This is a genomic window from Reyranella soli (assembly GCF_007992495.1).
Lineage (GTDB): Bacteria > Pseudomonadota > Alphaproteobacteria > Reyranellales > Reyranellaceae > Reyranella > Reyranella soli.
Genome location: NZ_BKAJ01000037.1, coordinates 107,428 through 124,636 on the forward strand (window position 1 = coordinate 107,428; position 17,209 = coordinate 124,636).

At 65.9% G+C, this 17,209-nt stretch carries 20 protein-coding genes; 15 read left to right on the plus strand and 5 right to left on the minus strand.

Features of this window, described 5'->3' with window-relative positions:
• Positions 1–7: 7 nt before the first annotated feature.
• Positions 8–1,015: a type I glyceraldehyde-3-phosphate dehydrogenase gene (gene gap, locus RSO01_RS12785; protein ID WP_147149478.1), complete on the plus strand. Its 1,008-nt coding sequence runs from the start codon at positions 8–10 to the stop codon at positions 1,013–1,015.
• A 21-nt stretch (positions 1,016–1,036) separates the two neighbouring features.
• Here the strand turns inward: gap and RSO01_RS12790 are convergent, their stop codons facing one another.
• A complete protein-coding gene (locus RSO01_RS12790) occupies positions 1,037–1,876 on the minus strand; it encodes a GntR family transcriptional regulator (RefSeq protein WP_147149479.1) in 840 nt (279 codons plus the stop codon).
• Positions 1,877–2,029: 153 nt separating this feature from the next.
• Here RSO01_RS12790 and RSO01_RS12795 point away from each other — a divergent pair, with 153 nt between their 5' ends.
• From RSO01_RS12795 to RSO01_RS12840, 10 genes are all read left to right on the plus strand, one after another.
• Positions 2,030–3,154 (plus strand): ABC transporter ATP-binding protein, encoded by a 1,125-nt coding sequence (locus tag RSO01_RS12795; protein WP_147149480.1) that lies wholly within the window; start codon positions 2,030–2,032, stop codon positions 3,152–3,154.
• Between the two features lie 4 nt (positions 3,155–3,158).
• On the plus strand, positions 3,159–4,181 hold the full coding sequence (locus RSO01_RS12800) for an extracellular solute-binding protein (protein WP_147149481.1): 1,023 nt from the start codon (positions 3,159–3,161) through the stop codon (positions 4,179–4,181).
• Positions 4,182–4,329: 148 nt separating this feature from the next.
• Entirely contained in the window at positions 4,330–5,214 is an 885-nt protein-coding gene (locus RSO01_RS12805; protein WP_147149482.1) for an ABC transporter permease, read from the plus strand.
• A 4-nt stretch (positions 5,215–5,218) separates the two neighbouring features.
• Positions 5,219–6,040 carry an ABC transporter permease gene (locus RSO01_RS12810; RefSeq protein WP_147149483.1) on the plus strand — a complete coding sequence of 274 codons (822 nt, stop codon included), beginning with the start codon at positions 5,219–5,221 and terminating at the stop codon, positions 6,038–6,040.
• Between the two features lie 10 nt (positions 6,041–6,050).
• Complete coding sequence (locus RSO01_RS12815; protein ID WP_147149516.1) at positions 6,051–6,524, plus strand: ureidoglycolate lyase; 474 nt, start codon at positions 6,051–6,053, stop codon at positions 6,522–6,524.
• Between the two features lie 17 nt (positions 6,525–6,541).
• Complete coding sequence (locus RSO01_RS12820; protein WP_147149484.1) at positions 6,542–7,462, plus strand: allantoinase PuuE; 921 nt, start codon at positions 6,542–6,544, stop codon at positions 7,460–7,462.
• A gap of 79 nt (positions 7,463–7,541) precedes the next feature.
• On the plus strand, positions 7,542–7,874 hold the full coding sequence (locus RSO01_RS12825; RefSeq protein WP_147149485.1) for a hypothetical protein: 333 nt from the start codon (positions 7,542–7,544) through the stop codon (positions 7,872–7,874).
• Positions 7,871–8,794, plus strand: coding sequence for an allantoinase PuuE (locus tag RSO01_RS12830; RefSeq protein WP_147149486.1), 924 nt, complete (start codon positions 7,871–7,873; stop codon positions 8,792–8,794). The genes RSO01_RS12825 and RSO01_RS12830 overlap by 4 nt, the downstream gene beginning before the upstream one ends.
• Before the next feature lie 30 nt (positions 8,795–8,824).
• Positions 8,825–9,766, plus strand: a complete 942-nt coding sequence (locus RSO01_RS12835) for a class I fructose-bisphosphate aldolase (protein ID WP_218037325.1) — start codon at positions 8,825–8,827, stop codon at positions 9,764–9,766.
• A gap of 269 nt (positions 9,767–10,035) precedes the next feature.
• A complete protein-coding gene (locus RSO01_RS12840) occupies positions 10,036–10,389 on the plus strand; it encodes a hypothetical protein (protein ID WP_147149488.1) in 354 nt (117 codons plus the stop codon).
• Positions 10,390–10,500: 111 nt separating this feature from the next.
• On the opposite strand, the gene RSO01_RS12845 is transcribed toward RSO01_RS12840, so the two are convergent.
• Positions 10,501–10,710, minus strand: coding sequence for a hypothetical protein (locus tag RSO01_RS12845; protein ID WP_147149489.1), 210 nt, complete (start codon positions 10,708–10,710; stop codon positions 10,501–10,503).
• A gap of 956 nt (positions 10,711–11,666) precedes the next feature.
• Between RSO01_RS12845 and RSO01_RS12850 the strand changes: the two genes are divergently transcribed.
• Positions 11,667–11,885, plus strand: a complete 219-nt coding sequence (locus tag RSO01_RS12850; protein ID WP_147149490.1) for a hypothetical protein — start codon at positions 11,667–11,669, stop codon at positions 11,883–11,885.
• A gap of 374 nt (positions 11,886–12,259) precedes the next feature.
• Here the strand turns inward: RSO01_RS12850 and RSO01_RS12855 are convergent, their stop codons facing one another.
• Positions 12,260–13,249 carry a Bug family tripartite tricarboxylate transporter substrate binding protein gene (locus tag RSO01_RS12855; RefSeq protein WP_170303019.1) on the minus strand — a complete coding sequence of 330 codons (990 nt, stop codon included), beginning with the start codon at positions 13,247–13,249 and terminating at the stop codon, positions 12,260–12,262.
• A 119-nt stretch (positions 13,250–13,368) separates the two neighbouring features.
• Between RSO01_RS12855 and thiE the strand changes: the two genes are divergently transcribed.
• Complete coding sequence (gene thiE, locus RSO01_RS12860; RefSeq protein ID WP_147149492.1) at positions 13,369–14,025, plus strand: thiamine phosphate synthase; 657 nt, start codon at positions 13,369–13,371, stop codon at positions 14,023–14,025.
• Here thiE and RSO01_RS12865 read toward each other — a convergent pair.
• Together RSO01_RS12865 and epmA are read right to left on the minus strand one after the other, a co-directional pair.
• Positions 13,997–15,109, minus strand: coding sequence for an SGNH/GDSL hydrolase family protein (locus RSO01_RS12865; RefSeq protein ID WP_147149493.1), 1,113 nt, complete (start codon positions 15,107–15,109; stop codon positions 13,997–13,999). The two genes, thiE and RSO01_RS12865, sit on opposite strands and share 29 nt — an antisense overlap.
• Positions 15,091–16,086, minus strand: a complete 996-nt coding sequence (gene epmA, locus RSO01_RS12870) for an EF-P lysine aminoacylase EpmA (protein ID WP_218037326.1) — start codon at positions 16,084–16,086, stop codon at positions 15,091–15,093. The genes RSO01_RS12865 and epmA overlap by 19 nt, the downstream gene beginning before the upstream one ends.
• 44 nt (positions 16,087–16,130) lie before the next feature.
• Here epmA and RSO01_RS12875 point away from each other — a divergent pair, with 44 nt between their 5' ends.
• Both RSO01_RS12875 and efp read left to right on the plus strand, forming a co-directional pair.
• On the plus strand, positions 16,131–16,481 hold the full coding sequence (locus RSO01_RS12875) for an MmcQ/YjbR family DNA-binding protein (protein ID WP_147149495.1): 351 nt from the start codon (positions 16,131–16,133) through the stop codon (positions 16,479–16,481).
• Positions 16,482–16,587: 106 nt separating this feature from the next.
• Complete coding sequence (gene efp, locus RSO01_RS12880) at positions 16,588–17,157, plus strand: elongation factor P (protein WP_147149496.1); 570 nt, start codon at positions 16,588–16,590, stop codon at positions 17,155–17,157.
• Positions 17,158–17,209: the final 52 nt, after the last annotated feature.

Here is a 17,209-nt window from a genome sequence, read left to right on the forward strand (position 1 = left end):
GGAAGACATGGCAGTTCGGGTTGCAATCAACGGCTTCGGTCGCATCGGCCGCAACATCATGCGCGCCATCATCGAATCGGGCCGCAAGGACATCGAGGTCGTGGCGATCAATGATCTCGGCCCGGTCGAGACCAACGCCCATCTCTTCCGCTTCGACAGCGTACACGGCCGCTTCAACGGTGAGGTCAAGGTCGACGGCGACACGATCGATGTCGGCCGCGGCAAGATGAAGGTCACCGCCGAGCGCGACCCCTCCAAGCTGCCGCACAAGGCGATGGGCGTCGAGCTTGCCCTGGAATGCACCGGCTTCTTCACCTCCAAGAAGGCGGCCTCGGCCCATGTCGATGCCGGCGCCAAGCGCGTGCTGGTCTCCGCGCCGGCCGACAATGCCGACCTCACGGTCGTCTACGGCGTCAACCACGACAAGCTCACCAAGGATCACGTCGTGGTCTCCAACGCCTCGTGCACCACCAACTGCCTGGCGCCGGTTGCCAAGGTGCTGAACGACGCGGTCGGCATCGAGCATGGCTTCATGACGACCATCCATGCCTATACTGGCGACCAGCCGACGCTCGACACCATGCACAAGGACCTCTACCGCGCCCGCGCCGCCGCACTGTCGATGATCCCGACTTCGACCGGTGCGGCCAAGGCCGTTGGCCTCGTGCTGCCCGAGCTGAACGGCAAGCTCGACGGCGTGGCCATCCGCGTGCCGACGCCCAACGTCTCGATGATCGACTTCAAGTTCGTCGCCAAGCGCAAGACCGACAAGGACGAGATCAACAAGGCGGTGAAGCTCGCCGCCGCCAACCAGCTCAAGGGCATCCTGGGCTGGACCGACCAGCCCAACGTATCGATGGACTTCAACCACGACAGCCACTCGTCGACCTTCCACATGGACCAGACCAAGGTCATGGACGGCACGCTGGTGCGCGTCATGAGCTGGTACGACAACGAGTGGGGCTTCTCCAACCGCATGGCCGACACGGCCGTCGCGATGGGCAAGCTGGGCTAAGCTCGCCTTTCTATTCTCTTCTCAAAGGCGCGCTGCCTTGGCAGCGCGCCTTTTTCTTGCCGGACCGCGGGCCTCCAAGGTCGCGGTAAACCGCGACCCACCCGCATCAAGATTCATGAGCGGACCTGGAGGTCCGCGCTCCGGCAAGAAGACCTCTTCCAACGTCAGATTCTCCGGCGCCTCCTCGCGCGCGGACAACAGCTCGACCAGGCCCGCCAGGTGCTGGCGCATCAGGGCCCGCGCCTTGTCTGTGTCGCCCGCCAGCACCGCCTTGACGATATCGCCGTGATCGTGCGGGCCAGCGCAATTGTGCAGCGCCGGCGGCGCGAACAGCGAGAAGTGCAGCGAGGAGCGCGGCAGCAGGGTCCGTAGCGTGCGCGACAATTGCTCGTTGCCGCTGAGCTCGGCCAGCAACGCGTGGAACTCCGTCGACAGGCCGAACAGCCGGCTGCGGTCGCCGCTCTTCACCGCCGAGCGCTCCTCGGCGACATGCGCCCGAAGCTTCTGGGCCGAGCCGTTGGCCGTGACGCGCGCCAGCCTGGCAACGACGGCGTCCTCCAGGATGCCGCGCACTTCGTAGAGCTCGCGCAGCTCCTCGACCGACGGCGCCGGCACGAAGGTGCCGCGGTTGGGCACGGCCTCCAGCCAGCGTTCGTGCACCAGCCGGTGAAGGGCCTTGCGTACCCGCTCGCGGCTGACCTTGAGCAGGCGGGCGAGCACGGGCTCCTGCAGCTTGGTGCCGGGCCGCAGACGACCGCTCAGCATCGCCTGGCGGATCGCGCCGTAGACGGCGTCGTCGATCGCCACGTTGCCCTTGGGGCTGCGCCGCCGCGCCGTCGTCTTTGCCCGCCGTCGTGCCATCTGCCCGCTCACTGCGCCCCATTCACAAATAATGTGCACATTCTCTAGACAGATGTGCACATCCAAGCAAACCTGCCGTCGATCTAGCGTGTTCCGTGCCAGCCGGGCCTTGGCACGCAGCTTGCGTTGCGTACCGCGGGGGAGGAAGCAGGTGTGCAAGCGTTAGCGCCAACTCCACAACAGGTCGCGCCGGCCGGGCGCACGCTCGACGTCGACAACCTCACGGTCCGCTATGGTGCAGCCGTCGCGGTCGATGGCGTGGCGCTGGGCATCGAGCCGGGCGAGGTCGTGGCGCTGCTGGGTCCTTCCGGCTGCGGCAAGACCACCTTGCTGCGCGTCATCGCGGGCTTCGTCCGCCAGGCTGGCGGCCGCGTGCTGGTCGACGGCACGGCCATTGACCATCTGCCGGCCAACCAGCGCAATGTCGGCATCGTCTTCCAGAACTACGCCCTCTTCCCGCACATGACCGTGGCGGAGAACGTGGCCTACGGCCTGCGCGCCCGCGGCCAGCGCGGTCCCTCGGTCGACCAGCGTGTCGAGCGCATGCTCGAGATGGTGCAGCTTGGCGCCTTCCGCGCGCGCCTGCCGCGCCAGCTCTCGGGCGGCCAGCAGCAGCGCGTGGCACTGGCCAGGGCGCTTGCCGTCGAGCCGTCGATCCTGTTGCTCGACGAACCGTTCGCCGCGCTCGACCGCAACCTGCGGCTCGACATGCAGATCGAGGTCAAGCGCCTGCAGCGCCAGCTCGGCCTCACCACCATCCTGGTGACGCACGACCAGGACGAGGCGATGAGCGTCGCCGACCGCATCGCCGTCATGAACAGGGGCAAGGTCGAGCAGTTCGATACGCCGGTCGCGATCTACGACCGGCCCAAGACCTTGTTCGTCAACGGCTTCATCGGCACGACCAACCTCCTGCCGGGCAAGATCGCCGCGGTCGTAGGCGATACTGCCATGGTCGAACTGGGGGCCGGCGCCACGCTTCGCTTGCCGGCGCCCCAGGGAATCGCTGCGGGTTCGCCCGTCGTGCTGTCCGTGCGACCCGAGCAGCTGGTGCTGTCGCCCATCGCGACGACCGACAGCTGGGCGATCGAACCGGGCCTCAGCCTGCCGCTCGGCTCCCAGCTCATCCACGAGGCGCGCACCGTCGACGGCGCCGCCCTCAAGATCGTCGAGCCGCGGCGGCACACGCCGACCGAGGTGCCGCGGCGTTTCTGCGCCCTGGCGACCGACGCCCGCCCTTCCCTTTTCCCGCGCTCAACGCCTACAGCAACGGAGTAGCTCCATGATCTTCAATCGTCGAAGCCTGCTCGCCGGCGTCACCGCGCTCGGCGGCGCGTCGTTCCTGCCTGGAATCGCCCACGCCAAGGGCAGCGTCATCGCCACCACCTACCCCGGCACCTGGGAAGACGCCTATCGCACGGTCGTTGCCCCGATGCTGAAGAAGAAGGACGACATCGACCTCGAGCTGGCGCCGCTGTTCGCCATGGACCAGATTGGCAAGGCCAAGGCGGCCCGCGGCGCGCCGCCGTTCGACGTCTTCGTGCTCGATCCCGGCCCGCGCATCGTCGGCCTGGAAGGCGGCCTGTTCGAGAAGTTCGACGCCACGAAGCTCGGCAACCTTTCCAAGCTGCCGGCGGGCTTCACCGACGACGTCGGCGTCCATGTCAGCGCCCAGGTCGTGGGCATCGCCTACAATCCCAAGAAGCTGCCGGCGCCCAAGGGCTGGGGCGACCTGCTCAAGGATCCGTGGGTGTCGCGGCTCGGCATCACCGGCTTCCAGACGACCTTCGGCACCTCGTCGCTGATTGAGCTGTCGAAGCTGTTCGGCGGCTCGCTGACCAACGTCGATCCCGCCCTGGTCGAGCTCAAGAAGGTACTGCCCAAGATCGCCGCGGTCGGCCTGCCGGCGGCGATGCCGGGCCTGTTCCAGCAAGGCCAGTGCGACGTGATGTACACCAACACCCAGACCGTCGCGACGCTCAAGGGCAAGGGCGTCGATGTCGAGTTCGTGAAGCCCGAGAGCGGCGCCATCACCTTCTTCACGACCATGCACATCGCCAAGGGCAGCGGCGATATCGGCAATGCCTACAAGTATCTCGACCTGGTCATCAGCAAGGAAGCGCAGGAGGCGCTGACCAAGCCGCCCTACAACTTCCTGCCCGTCAACAAGGACGTGCCCCTGGCGGCCGACATGCCGATGAAGAACCTCGACGAGATGGCCAACTACGTCCAGCACGACTGGGCGAAGATCAACCCCCTGCGCGCCGCCTGGATCGAGAAGTTCAACAAGGAAATGGCGAAGTGATCGTAGGCCCGTCACATCCTCTCATGTTCCTCTCCCCCTTGGGGGAGAGGTTAGGTGAGGGGGTTCAACGTGAAGATTTCCTCCTGCATCACCCCCTCACCCAGCCTCTCCCCCAAGGGGGAGAGGAGCATGACGGCGGGTGAGGAGTATGACGTCGGCTGTCGTCACCGCCGAAATTTATGGTGAACGGCGCTCGCTGCGCCTCGCCGAGTGGCAGCTCGCCCTGCCGCTTGCGCTGGCGTTCGCGGCGCTCTTCCTGGCGCCATTGCTGCTGCTGGTCGCGACCAGTTTCTTCAACGACGACAAGATCACCGAGCCAGGCTTCGCGAGCTGGGCGAAATTCTTCGGCGATCCCTTCAACTACAAGGTCATCGCCGACACCCTGCTCCTGGGGCTGAAGACCGTCTGCGCCACGGTGATCGTCGGCTACCCGCTGGCGCTGGTCTACATGGACCTCAGCCCACGCCTGCAGAAGGTGCTGCTGTTCATCATCATCATGCCGATGCTGCTGTCGGTCGTGGTGCGCACTTTCGCCTGGATCGTCGTGCTCGGCCGCGAGGGCGTGGTCAATCAGGCGCTGCTGGGGCTCGGCGTGATCTCCGAGCCGCTGCGCCTGCTGCAGACCGAGCTCGGTCTGGTGATCTCGCTGACCCAGATCGAGATGCCGCTGATGCTGCTGCCGCTGATCAGCGTGATGTCGCGCCTCGACCCCAACCTGCGCGACGCCTCGGCGGCGCTCGGCGCCTCGCGCTGGCGCACGCTGTTCACGGTGATCGTGCCACTCTCCGCACCCGGCCTGGTCGCCGGATGCCTGCTGGTCTTCGCCAGCTCCACCACCGCCTTCATCTCGCAGACCGTGATCGGCGGCGTGCGGCTGATCTACCTGCCGCTGGTGATCTGGCAGCAGTCTCTGGTCGTCTATCACTGGCCGCTCGCCGCCGTTGCCTCGCTGTCGCTGGTGGTCTCGGTCCTGACGGTGATCGCCGCCCTTTCCTACCTCGGCCGGCGCTCAAGCCGGCATCTGCAGGGGTAGAGCGATGGGCCGGCGGCAGAGCTTTTCCGACCTCTCCTACAGCCTGGTGATCGGCGGCATCGCGATCCTGGCCGTGCTGATCATCGTCTCGCCGGTCGTGATCGCCCTCATGACGTCCTTCACCGCGGGCCGCTCGCTGAAGTTCCCGCCGACCGGCTTCTCCTTCGGCTGGTATGAGCAGCTGTTCGATGCCACGCAGTCACGGCAGATCCATCGCGCCGCCGGCAACTCCCTGGAAGTGGCGGCGATGTCGACCCTGATCGGCGTCGTGCTGGCGACGCTGGCCGCGCTCGGCATCGCGCGCAACCGCGCCCGCTCGGCGCGCTTTGCCGACAATCTCTTCATGTCGCCGTTGGTGCTGCCCGGCATCACCTTCGGGCTGGCGGCGCTGGTCTACTTCTCGACCCTGGGATTCCGCCCCTCGCTCAACCTGATGATTGCCGGGCACCTGATCGTCACCATGCCCTTCATCCTGCGCACCACGACCGCGAGCCTCTCGCAACTCGATCCTGCCCTGCTCGATTCCTCGCAGAGCCTCGGCGCCTCGTGGTTCTACACCCTGCGGCGCGTGACCCTGCCGCTGATCTTCCCCGGCATCGCCGCCGGCGCGTTCCTCGCCTTCATGGCCTCGATCGACAACGTGCCGGTGTCGCTGTTCCTGTCCAATGCCCGCACCGACACGCTGCCGATCCGCATGTGGGGGATGATGGAATCCACGCTCGACGTGCGGGTCGCGGCGGTGTCCGGCGTCTTGATCGCCGCCGCTTTCGTGCTGATGCTGATCATGGAATGGACGGTGGGCCTCACCCGCCGCATGCGCGACTAGGGAGTGAACGATGGAGATCGTGCCTCAGCCCCTCACCCGGGAGGCTTTCGCGCCGTTCGGCGACGTCATCGACGTACCGAGCGAGCCCGGCCGTCAGTACTACGAAGATGCACTCGGCAATCTGCGTCCCAGCGCGCATCCCAGCCTGTCCATGAGCCTCAAGGCCGAGACTCCCAACCGGCCGCTCAAGGCCGACCTGCTGGAGCGCCACGAATACTCGTCCCAGACCTTCGTGCCGATCGACGTGGCGCGCTGGCTGATCGTGGTGGCGCCGCACGCCGCGGCGGGCGGTCCCGACCTCGCAGGCGTCCGGGCGTTCATTGCCACCGGCCAGCAGGGCGTCACCTACAAGCCCAACACCTGGCATCACGGGCTCACCGTCCTCGACAAGCCCGGCCGCTTCGCCGTCTTCATGTGGCGCGACGGCGGCAAGGGCGACGAGGAGTTCGTGCCCGTAAAACCCTTCATCATCCGCATACCCTGACTCCGGAGAGACGTGCGATGTACAAGCCGCGCCGCGATTTCGTGGGCTATGGCGCCAACATGCCCGATCCGAAATGGCCCAATGGCGCGCGGCTCGCAGTCAACTTCGTCATGAACTACGAAGAGGGCTCCGAGCCTTCGATCCAGGACGGCGAGGATCACAGCGACACCGGTCTCAGCGAGGCGCATGGCATGGGCCAGACGGTGAACGGCCGCGACCTCGCCGCGGAGAGCCTGTTCGAGTACGGCAGCCGTATCGGCTTCTGGCGCCTGATGCGCATCTTCGAGGAGCGCAAGCTGCCGATGACGGTCTACGGCTGCGGACTGGCCTTCGAGCGCAATCCCGAAGCATCGGCCGCGATCGCCAAAGCCGGCCACGACATCTGCTCGCACGGCTGGCGCTGGATCAAGCATTACGAGCTCAGCGAGGCCGACGAGCGCGACCATATCGCCAAGGCCATCGCCTCGACCGAGAAGATGATCGGCCGGCGGCCCGAAGGCTGGTACTGCCGCTATGGGCCGGGCGAGAACACGCGCCGCCTGGTCGTCGAGGAAGGCGGCTTCGAGTACGACAGCGACTACTACGGCGACGAGCTGCCATTCTGGCTGAATGTCGACGGCAAGGGCCATCTGGTCGTGCCCTACTCGCTCACCACCAACGACGGCAAGTACATGGTGGGCATCGGCAACGCCGAGCAGTGGTTCACCCTGCTGAAGGATTCCTTCGACATGCTGTACCGCGAGGGCCGGACGCAGCCGCGCATGATGTCGGTCGGCATGCACATGCGCGTCATCGGCCATCCCGGCCGCGCCGTCGGCCTGGAACGGCTGCTTGACTATATGCAGAAGCACGACGGTGTGTGGATCACCAAGCGCGTCGAGATCGCCCGGCACTGGACCGAGACGCACCCGTATCCGGGCAAGGGGTTGAATGAGTAGTGGTACTTCCCGACCTCTCCGACCCCATGTTCCCCTCCCCCTAGCGGGGGAGAGGAGCGCTGCGCTAATTGGACGCCTGATGATCAGACCTGTGATCCTGGTGCGCGATTGGCGTTCGACCGAGGAAGCGCTGCAAGCCGCGCGCGCCGACGGCACCTCGCCTATCCTGATCACGCCCGAGGGCGCCGCCTCGTTCTACGGCGCGGGCTATCTCGGGGCACTGCAGCAGCGCGCCGAGAGCGAGTTCCCCGACGTCACCTTCGAGCTGGTCGTCGATTGCGGCGACGCGCCGGGCCACGCGCTCGCCTGCCTGCGCTCCGGCGTGAAGCGCATCTCGATGCGCGAGCATAACGACAAGATCGCCGACATCGCCCGGCAGATGGGCGCCCAATTGATAAGGAGACCGAAATGAGCTGGCAGCCGACACGCGACCTCGTGGGCTATGGAGCCAACCCGCCCGATCCCAAGTGGCCGGACGGAGCCCGCATCGCGGTCAACTTCGTGGTGAACTACGAGGAAGGGTCCGAACCGTCGGTGCAGGACGGCGAAGGCTACACCGAGACCGGGCTCACCGAATCCTCGACCTCCTCGCAAGGCCTCAAGGGCCGCGACCTCGCCGCCGAAGGCATGTTCGAGTTCGGCGTCCGCGTCGGCTTCTGGCGCATCATGCGCGCCTTCCAGGAGCGCGGCCTGCCGCTCACCGTGTTCGGCTGCGCGCTGGCGCTGGAGCGCAACAAGCCGGCGGCCGAGGCGATCCGGCAGTCCGATTTCGACGTCTGCTGCCACGGCTGGCGCTGGGTGCGCCATTTCCAGCTGAGCGAAGCGGAGGAACGCGAGCACATCGCCAAGGCAGTGACGTCGCTGAAGCAGACCGTCGGCGAAGCGCCCGCCGGCTGGTATTGCCGCTATGGCCCCAGCGTCAACACGCGCCGCCTGCTGCTCGAGCATGGCGGCTTCACCTACGACAGCGACTACTACGGCGACGAGTTGCCGTTCTGGCAGACGGTCGAGGGCAAGCCCCACTTGGTCGTGCCCTATTCGCTCACCAACAACGATGGCAAATATGCCGCCGGCATGACCACTTCCGAGCAGTGGTTCACGCTCTGTCGCGACGCCTTCGACGTCCTCTACAAGGAGGGCGCCACGATGCCCAAGATGATGTCGGTCGGCTTGCACCAGCGCCTGATCGGCCATCCCGGCCGCACAGCGGGATTGTGGCGTCTACTCGACTACATCCAGCAGCAGAAGGGCGTCTGGGTGACCCGGCGGATCGACATAGCGAACCACTGGAAAACCACACACCCCTATCCGGGCAAGGGCTTGAACGAATAGCCCACCGCCGCTATCACCGGCCGCTGTCTAATGGACTATGGAGCGCAGGCCGTGAAAATCACCCGCACCGTCAAGAAAATCCTGGATAACTACGAGAGCGATTGCCCCGGCACGAAGGCCAACCTGGCCCGCATCCTGATGCACGGCCGCCTGGGCGGCTCGGGCAAGATGCTGATCCTGCCGGTCGACCAGGGCTTCGAGCACGGTCCGGCTCGCTCGTTCGCGCCCAACCCGGACGCCTACGATCCGCACTATCACTATCAGCTCGCGATCGACGCCGGGCTGAACGCCTACGCCGCCCCGCTCGGCCCGCTCGAAGCGGGGGCCGACACCTTCGCCGGCGCCATCCCGACCATCCTCAAGCTCAACTCGGCCAACTCGCTGTCGACCAACAAGGACCAGGCGGTCACCGCGTCGGTAAATGACGCGCTGCGGCTGGGCTGCTCGGCGATCGGCTTCACGATCTATCCTGGGTCGGAAGATCAGTACGAGATGATGGAGGAGATTCGCCAGCTCGCCGAGGAGGCCAAGTCAGTCGGCCTCGCCGTCGTCATGTGGTCCTATCCGCGCGGCGGCAAGCTCGACAAGGCGGGCGAGACGGCGCTCGACGTCTGCGCCTACGCCGCCCACATGGCAGCCCTGCTCGGCGCCCACATCATCAAGGTCAAGCCGCCGACCGACGTGCTGTGGCAGCCCGAGGCCAAGGCCGCCTACGAGAAGGCCAATGTCGACAAGTCGACCCTGGCGGCGCGCATCAAGCACATCATGCAGGCGACCTTCAACGGCCGGCGCATCGTCGTGTTCTCCGGCGGCGAGGCCAAGGACCTCGAAGGCCTGTTCACCGAGATCCGCGGCCTGCGCGACGGCGGCGCCAACGGCTCGATCATCGGCCGCAACACCTTCCAGCGCCCGCGCGAGCAGGCGCTCGATATGCTCGACAAGATCATCGGCATCTATCAGGGCAAGATGTAAACTCCTCGCATTTGCAGGGCTTCCGTCCCCGCTTGGGTAACCCTTTGGATACCCAACTGCTTCTTTGAAGGCCCGCCTTGGTAACTCGGCGGGCCTTTTTCGCTGGACTCGGCTTGGAAGTCCGGTGACTCGCTAACCGGCCTCCCTGACCTGGCTGTGCCAAAGCGGTGACAGGAACCTATTCGATCTCCAGACCGTTGATCGTCTTTAAGAAGACAGAATGATTGCGTAGCGAGGGTGTTCAAACATCTTGGCCTGGAGGAATAGAGATGTTGAGGCTCTTTCCGAGACTGATGCTCGTCGTGGGCATCGGCATGATCGGGGCGGCATGCCAAGACGACGGCTATGGCGCACCGCGCGGCTACTATCAGCCGGCACCGACGGGCTACAATAGCGGCTACTATCCCGCACCTGCTCCACGCTATGGCTATTCGCAGCCTGCGCCGAGCTACAACTACGGAAATCAGGCCTGGTACAACCAGACTGACGGCCGTCGCTATACGACGGTGACCGTGACCAACCGTGGCCAGAACGGGTATCGTGACGACGTCGTTCAGCAGCAGGTTGTCTGCGGAAGCCAGTACTACGACGGCTACCGTACCCGCACCGCACCTCGGTGCTGATCGCATCCCGGCGCGCGTTCATATGAACCGCGCATCCGGCGAGCTGTCCTGGAGCACGCCGTCTCGCGGAGGCAAAGGGTCTCCGCGCCAACCCGTCGGCATTGGTCGATATTAGTTTCCGCTCCTGCGTCTTGTGCCGAACCACATTGCAACCAACCCAAGCAACAGTCCGATAATCACCGCCTGCACGGCGATGTCGAACCAGATTCCTGGGATGGCGGGCGCGCCCCCCGCCCGAATGATTGGCATTGCGTTCCACAGCAGGCTTACGATCGCGCCGACGATGAAGCCTATGAGGAAGTACACTGCCTTGCGGGACATACCGAATCTGTAGAGCCAGGGTTGCGCCACGGCCAGCTAGTCGGACGAACTTCTGTCGGACCGCCTCAGCCGCTGGCTGCCAGCTACCATTTCAGGATCTGGCGAAGTCCGTACCAAGCGAGGTACCCGAGCGACGCTATCGCTACGGCACTCACAATCAGGTAGGCCAGAAGGCTCCAATACATCGATTGCCCCGGTCAGCCACAAGCGCATCGGCCGTGACACGTAGCAACGCCGGCAGAGGGCTAGAGGTTGCCAAGCGAACTCGTCTCTCTTCGGCGTTGTGTCGTGTCCGTCGCCAAGAAACGACAACCGATATCCTTGGCCACCGGCCCTGATCTTGCTGCGTTCTCAGTTTGTAACCGCCACGAGCAGCGGTGTGACGGCGGATTAAGCCCCGCCGTCATCTCCCCTTGGCGCCCTAGCTGGGCGCCCACCTACGTGTTCCTGCTCCGAGGGCTCGGCAGCGCTGGCCGTCGGAGCAGGTCCTTTTGGGTGGCTCGCGCTGCCTGCCGCAACGGGGTGGAGGCGCAAACTGAAGGCGCTGGCCGGTGAGCTTCTGCCCACGCTGAAAAAGGTCATTGGCTCAAATCGAGAAGATCACGTCGGCCGGGAAATGACACTGCGCGCCCTTCGGCCGGCCTTCCAGATGTGCTGCTACGCGAGACGGAACGCGAACGAGCGCAGGGCGTTTTGTAGGCCGTGGTACCCAATCCGAGCACCTCAAGATCGATACACTTCGCAAGCGGGTGAATGGCGAGACGTACCGGTGCCGTCGCAGTTGCGGATTCGTCTAGAGTCGGCAGGCGTCATCCGGGAGGGCGGCAACGGCCTTGCGGTGACGGCTGAAGGCCGGCGCTTTGCTAGCCAAAAGCCGGCGGTCACGCCGCTCGAAAACAAAGCCGCCGTCGACCGTCGCGGCCAGAGACTGCCTTTCAGCGCAGGTCGGTCTTCTGATGACCAAAGAGCGTCGCGAGGACATACCGTTCGGCCGGGCGTTGGAAGAGCCTTGGCAGCTCTCCGTCGATCGCCGCAGCGTGTGCTTGTCGCTCACAGGCGAAGACATTCGAGTGAGCGTCGACTACGCCGCCGCCGAGTTCGATCAGATAATCGAGCACCTTACAGTGCTGCGCGCCCAGATGAAGCCGGGCCTGCCGCCGGCGAAGCGGCACTAGCGCCACGCCGCAGCAAACGCACGGTCAGGCTATCCATCGCAGGGCAGGATGCAGTCGAGAGCTAATCTCTCGAAATTCTACGGAAGCCCGCCGGACGGCGGGCTTTCGACTGCCTGGTCGACTGCCGTGTCGGTGGAAATCGACGAGTCAACGGTGGCGGCAAGCACTCGCCACATCTTCGCGACTGCGTCCACGCCTCGACGTCGGCTTTGAAACGGCGGCTCGCGGCGTAGCGTTCGCACCGCTGCGCCATCTCTTCGTATTGGCTGGCAGTCCCCATGGTCCCCCCGCAGGCACCATTTGAGACTGCGCTCCTTACATCTCCCTGACTAGGGGGTCACCGGACGGCCAGAGTTGCATTTCTGCAGGGGGCACTACTCGGCGACGGCGCCTGAGGCTTTCACGGCTGCACCCCATTTCGGCACGTCGTGCTGCAATACCTTGGTGAAGTCATCCGGCGATGAAGCCACCACCTCGAGGCCGATCTTGGCGAGCCGCGCCTCGGTGTCAGGATCTCGCAGCGCCGCTGTGAAGATCTGGTTCAGCCGGGCGGCGATGTCAGGCGGCAAGCCCGGCGGTCCGATGATGGCAAGCCAGCTATCCCCCTCGAAGTCGATGCCGTTCTCCGTGAAGGTCGCCACGTCGGGCAGCGCCGGCGAACGCTTCGACGAGGCCACGCCCAGCGCACGCACCTTGCCCGACTGGATCTGCGGCAGGGATGTGTTCACGCTGACTGCGGTCAGCTGCACCTCGCCGGCCAGCAGCGCCTGCACCGCCGGCGCGCCACCCTTGTAGGGCACGTGCACCATGTCGAGCCCGCCCGCCGCCGAGCGGAACAGCTCCATCGTCAGATGCGAGCCGTTGCCCGTGCCCGCCGACGAATAGGTGAACTTGCCCGGCTGACTCTTGGCCAGCGCCACGAACTCCTTGGGCGTGGCGGCCGGCACCGACGGATGCAGCATGATCACCGTCGGGAACTTGGCCGCCAGCATGATCGGCGTGAAGTCCTTGAAGACGTCATAGGGCAGCTTCGCGCCGTAGAGCGTGGGCGCGATCGCATGCGTGCCGTTGTCGGCCACAACGACCGTGTAGCCGTCGGGCGCCGATTTGCTCACCAGCGCGCTGCCCACCGTTCCGCCGGCGCCCGGCCGGTTCTCGACGATGGCCTGCTGGCCGGTCTGGTCGGTGATCTTCTGCGCCACGATGCGCCCGAACGTGTCCGAATTGCCGCCCGGCGCGTGCGGCACGACGATCCTGATCGGCCGCGACGGGAATGTCGACGTCTGGGCAGCCGCCGGCAGCACGGCGGAACCGGCAACCAGGCCAACGAGCTTGAGCGCCTGGCGACGCGACGGGCGGATCATGCAGACTCCACGAGCGAATGGGTGGCGAACGTTGTCACGGAACCCCGTTGCTGTCGACGATGCGCATTGACTGCCGATGGCTGTCGCCCCACACAACCGGCTCGGAACAGGAAAGACGAATGCCATCGGAACAGCAGAGCGCGGCGACGCATTGCCGGCTCTATCTCATCTCGCCGGAGCGCATCGAGCACCCGACGATCTTCGCCGACGACTTGCGCGCCGCGCTCGACGGCGGTGACGTCGCGGCCTTCCAGCTTCGGCTGAAGGACGTCTCAGACGACGCCATCACCCACGCCGCCGACACGCTGCGCCCGGTCTGCCAGCAGCGCGACGTGGCCTTCATCATGAACGACCGGCCCGACCTCGCCGTGAAGCTCGATTGCGACGGCGTGCATGTCGGCCAGGAGGACATGCCCTACGCCGAGGCGCGGCGCATCGTCGGGCCGGAGCGGCAGGTCGGCGTGACCTGCAAGGCCTCGCGGCACCTCGCCATGGAGGCGGCCGAAGCCGGTGCCGACTACGTGGCGTTCGGCGCGTTCTTTCCTTCGGGCACCAAGGCCGTGACCACGCCGGCCGAGCTCGACATCCTCGAATGGTGGAGCGGGCTCATGGAGGTGCCGTGCGTGGCGATCGGCGGCATCACCGTCGAGAACTGCCGCCCGGTGATCGCCGCCGGCGCCGATTTCCTCGCTGTCGCGGGCGGCGTCTGGAACCACAAGGACGGGCCAAAAGCGGCTGTGCGCGCCTTCAGCGAGATCTTTTCGGCGCACCGTTAGCGCCGTCTGATCCGAGCAACCCTTCTCGCTGCACGTACTTGGCGATCTCGGCCGCGATCAGTGCGTGGCCCGCCACGCCGGGATGGCCGTCGCCGACAATGTACGGGTTGGGCCCGCCCTCCCGCCGGTTGCGCTCGAAGGCGGGGGTGAGGTCGAGATACCGGATGCCCTCCCCGACCTTGTCGATGATGCCGGGCAGCGCCGCCGGTGGGCCGTAATAGTTCGTCGGCAGGAACACCACGAGGAGCTGCGAGCCGCTTGCCACGGCCATCCGGTTCATGCGCTGCAGGAGGAACTGGACGGCCTCGGCCTTCTTGGCGTCATCCGGCTCCCGGTTTCTACTCCAGGCGTAGTACAGCCGGCCGAAGATCACGTCAGCGCCGTGCGTCAGCCAGCGCAGAGGCGTGCCATAGCCGCCGTCCTGGTGCACCTGCAGGCGACGAACGCCGTTGCTGAACGGCAGGGCGATGTATGGCTGACCGGCGTCGCCCCAGGAGACGTGCGACACGTCGAGACAGAACTCGTAGTAGGACGGCGCGCAGGGCCAGACGTTGCGCTCGAAGTGGTGGGCGATGATGCCGTAGACCACCAGCCGCGGCCTGAGGTCGAGATTGCGCTCGAGGACCTGCAGCGATTGCGTCGTGCCGTAGCTCGCCAGAGCGAAATTGGCGACGCTGGCGCCGAGCTCACGCCCGAGCTTGGCGGCATAGGAGTCCTGGTTGGCCAGCGCATAGGCCCAGGTGAAGGAATCGCCCACAGTGACGATATCGTAGCGCGCGGCGCTCAGCTGGCCCGGCCCGTCGACCCTGGCGCCGCGATTGTCGGTGTAGATGTCGAACTCGAAGGTCGCCCGGTCCGCAATGGCGGGGTAGATGTGCCGCGTATGGGCGCTGGGGCGGGACGCCAGGCCGATTTCGGGATCGTAGATCACGATGCCGTCGCCCGCGGTGCTCATGGCCGGCGGCCAGACCGTCAGGTAGGCCGTTACCCAGATGCCAATCAGCAGCGCCACCGTCGTCGAGGCGAACGCCAGGACGAGGCTCTTCAGGCGCGATCCCCGCCCCTTCACCGCACCGGCAGCCACAGCACGTCCTCAATGTGGTTGGCGCCGGTGACCAGCATCACCAGGCGGTCGAAGCCAAGCGCTATGCCCGAGCAGTCGGGCAGGCCATGATCGAGCGCCGCCAGGAAATCTTCGTCGACCGGCCAGCGCACGCCGTACAGCCGCTCCTTCTCGTCCATGTCGGCCTGCAGGCGGACGCGCTGGATATCGGGATCGGTCAGCTCGCCGAATGCGTTGGCAAGCTCCACGCCGCAGACATAGAGCTCGAAGCGCTCGGCGACGCGCGGATCGCTGGGCTTGGCGCGGGCGAGCGCGGCCATGGCGATCGGATACTCGCAAAGGATGGTCGGGCGGCCCATGCCGAGCTTGCCCTCGATCCGGTCGAACATGACGCGGAAGAAGACGTCGTCCCAGCTGTCGCCGTCGTGCATGGCGATACCCGCCGCGCGGGCCAGCTTGTCGGCGCTGCCCACTGTAGCGAACAGGTCGACGCCAGCGTAGCGATGGAACGCCTCCGCCACTGTCAGTCGCTCCGGTTCGGCTTGCGGATCGCAGCGGTGCTCGCCCCAACGCAGCTCGCTGGCGCCCGTCAGCGCCAGCAGCCGCGCGCAATCCTGCATGATTGTCTCGTAGCCCACCCCCGCGCGATACCACTCCAGCATCGTGAATTCCGGATGATGCAGCGCCGAGCCCTCGGCATTGCGGAAGACCCGGGCGAACTGGAACAGTTTTGGAACGCCGCCGGCTAAAAGCTTCTTCATGGCGAACTCGGGCGAGGTGTGCAGCCAGCGCTCGCGCTCCTCGCCATCGGGCAGCTCCCAGTCGGTGGCGAACCCCGAGAGGTGCACTTCGGCGCCGGGCGCCACCTGCAGGATCGGCGTCTCGACCTCGGCGAAGCCCTCGTCCGCGAACCATCGGCGGATGGCGGCTTGCAGGCGCGCCCGTGCTTGCAGTGCAGGCAAACGCCGCTCGAGCTTGTCGGGACGCCAATCGGTCATGGCCGACCATCGCATGCCCCGATTGTCGCGTGTAGGGTGGCCATATGACGCCCAAGCAGATCGACGCTTTCTGCGGCAAGCTTCCCGCCGCGACCCGCACCGTGCAGTGGGAAGGCGTCATCGTCTTCAAGGTCGGCGGCAAGATGTTCTGCCTGATCGCGCCCGAGGAGCATTCGGTCGGCCGCATCTCTTTCAAGTCGGCCCCCGAGCACTACGACGCGCTCAGCCGCTCGCCGGGCTTCCGGCCCGCCCCCTACCTCGCGCGCGCCAAGTGGGTGTCGGTCGACGATCCCAAGGCGCTGTCCGACCGCGAGATGAAGGCATACATCAAGCGGGCGCATGCGGTCATCGCCGCTGCCCTGCCCAAGAAGAAGCAGGCTGAATTGGGCCTGTGAGGCCCCGGTTGCGGCTTCCTCCCGCCTTTGATACAAGCCCGCGCCGGCCTCGCACCGCCTTCCGCGGACGAGGCCGAATTCCATTCATTCGACCTGCGGTAAGCCCATGAAAGTGCCCGTCAATTCCATCCGTGCCGGCAACGTCATCGAATACAACGGCAAGCTCTGGGTGGCCGCCAAGGTGCAGCACATCAGCCCCGGCAAGGGCGGCGCCTTCGTCGCTATCGAGGCCAAGGCGCTGCGCGAGGGCAACAAGCTGCAGGAGCGCTTCCGCTCGGGCGAGACAATCGAGCACGTCCATATCGACGAGCGCGAGTGCACCTACCTGTTCAAGGACGACAACGGCTTCACCTTCATGGACAAGGAGAACTACGAGCAGCTCACCGTGGGTGCCGACGTTCTCGATCCCGACCAGTCGCGCTGGCTGCAGGACGGCATGGAAGTGACCGTATCGCTGTACGAGGGGTCTCCGGTCGGCGTCGAGCTGCCCAAGAGCGTGGTCCTCGCCGTCACCGAGGCCGACGCCGTGGTGAAGGGCCAGACCGCCTCCTCGTCCTACAAGCCCGCGGTCGTCGAAGGCGGCATCAAGGTGATGGTGCCGCCGCACATCGCCGTTGGCACCAGGCTGGTGATCAACACCGAAGACGGCAGCTACATGGAACGCGCAAAGGATTGACCTGATGAGCCGCGCGCCCGATCAACCCGTTGCCCGCATCGGCCGCGCCCCG

Bases quoted from the DNA above. Each gene is read 5' to 3' on its own strand.
- RSO01_RS12825 (WP_147149485.1), top strand. From the start codon at position 7,542: ATGATCAGACCTGTGATCCTGGTGCGCGATTGGCGTTCGACCGAGGAA.
- RSO01_RS12875 (WP_147149495.1), top strand. From the start codon at position 16,131: ATGACGCCCAAGCAGATCGACGCTTTCTGCGGCAAGCTTCCCGCCGCG.
- RSO01_RS12830 (WP_147149486.1), top strand. From the start codon at position 7,871: ATGAGCTGGCAGCCGACACGCGACCTCGTGGGCTATGGAGCCAACCCG.
- RSO01_RS12790 (WP_147149479.1), bottom strand. From the start codon at position 1,876: ATGGCACGACGGCGGGCAAAGACGACGGCGCGGCGGCGCAGCCCCAAG.
- RSO01_RS12805 (WP_147149482.1), top strand. From the start codon at position 4,330: ATGACGTCGGCTGTCGTCACCGCCGAAATTTATGGTGAACGGCGCTCG.
- gap (WP_147149478.1), top strand. From the start codon at position 8: ATGGCAGTTCGGGTTGCAATCAACGGCTTCGGTCGCATCGGCCGCAAC.
- RSO01_RS12855 (WP_170303019.1), bottom strand. From the start codon at position 13,249: ATGATCCGCCCGTCGCGTCGCCAGGCGCTCAAGCTCGTTGGCCTGGTT.
- RSO01_RS12835 (WP_218037325.1), top strand. From the start codon at position 8,825: ATGGACTATGGAGCGCAGGCCGTGAAAATCACCCGCACCGTCAAGAAA.
- RSO01_RS12810 (WP_147149483.1), top strand. From the start codon at position 5,219: ATGGGCCGGCGGCAGAGCTTTTCCGACCTCTCCTACAGCCTGGTGATC.
- RSO01_RS12820 (WP_147149484.1), top strand. From the start codon at position 6,542: ATGTACAAGCCGCGCCGCGATTTCGTGGGCTATGGCGCCAACATGCCC.
- RSO01_RS12800 (WP_147149481.1), top strand. From the start codon at position 3,159: ATGATCTTCAATCGTCGAAGCCTGCTCGCCGGCGTCACCGCGCTCGGC.
- efp (WP_147149496.1), top strand. From the start codon at position 16,588: ATGAAAGTGCCCGTCAATTCCATCCGTGCCGGCAACGTCATCGAATAC.
- RSO01_RS12815 (WP_147149516.1), top strand. From the start codon at position 6,051: ATGGAGATCGTGCCTCAGCCCCTCACCCGGGAGGCTTTCGCGCCGTTC.
- RSO01_RS12845 (WP_147149489.1), bottom strand. From the start codon at position 10,710: ATGTCCCGCAAGGCAGTGTACTTCCTCATAGGCTTCATCGTCGGCGCG.
- thiE (WP_147149492.1), top strand. From the start codon at position 13,369: ATGCCATCGGAACAGCAGAGCGCGGCGACGCATTGCCGGCTCTATCTC.
- RSO01_RS12850 (WP_147149490.1), top strand. From the start codon at position 11,667: ATGACCAAAGAGCGTCGCGAGGACATACCGTTCGGCCGGGCGTTGGAA.
- RSO01_RS12840 (WP_147149488.1), top strand. From the start codon at position 10,036: ATGTTGAGGCTCTTTCCGAGACTGATGCTCGTCGTGGGCATCGGCATG.
- epmA (WP_218037326.1), bottom strand. From the start codon at position 16,086: ATGACCGATTGGCGTCCCGACAAGCTCGAGCGGCGTTTGCCTGCACTG.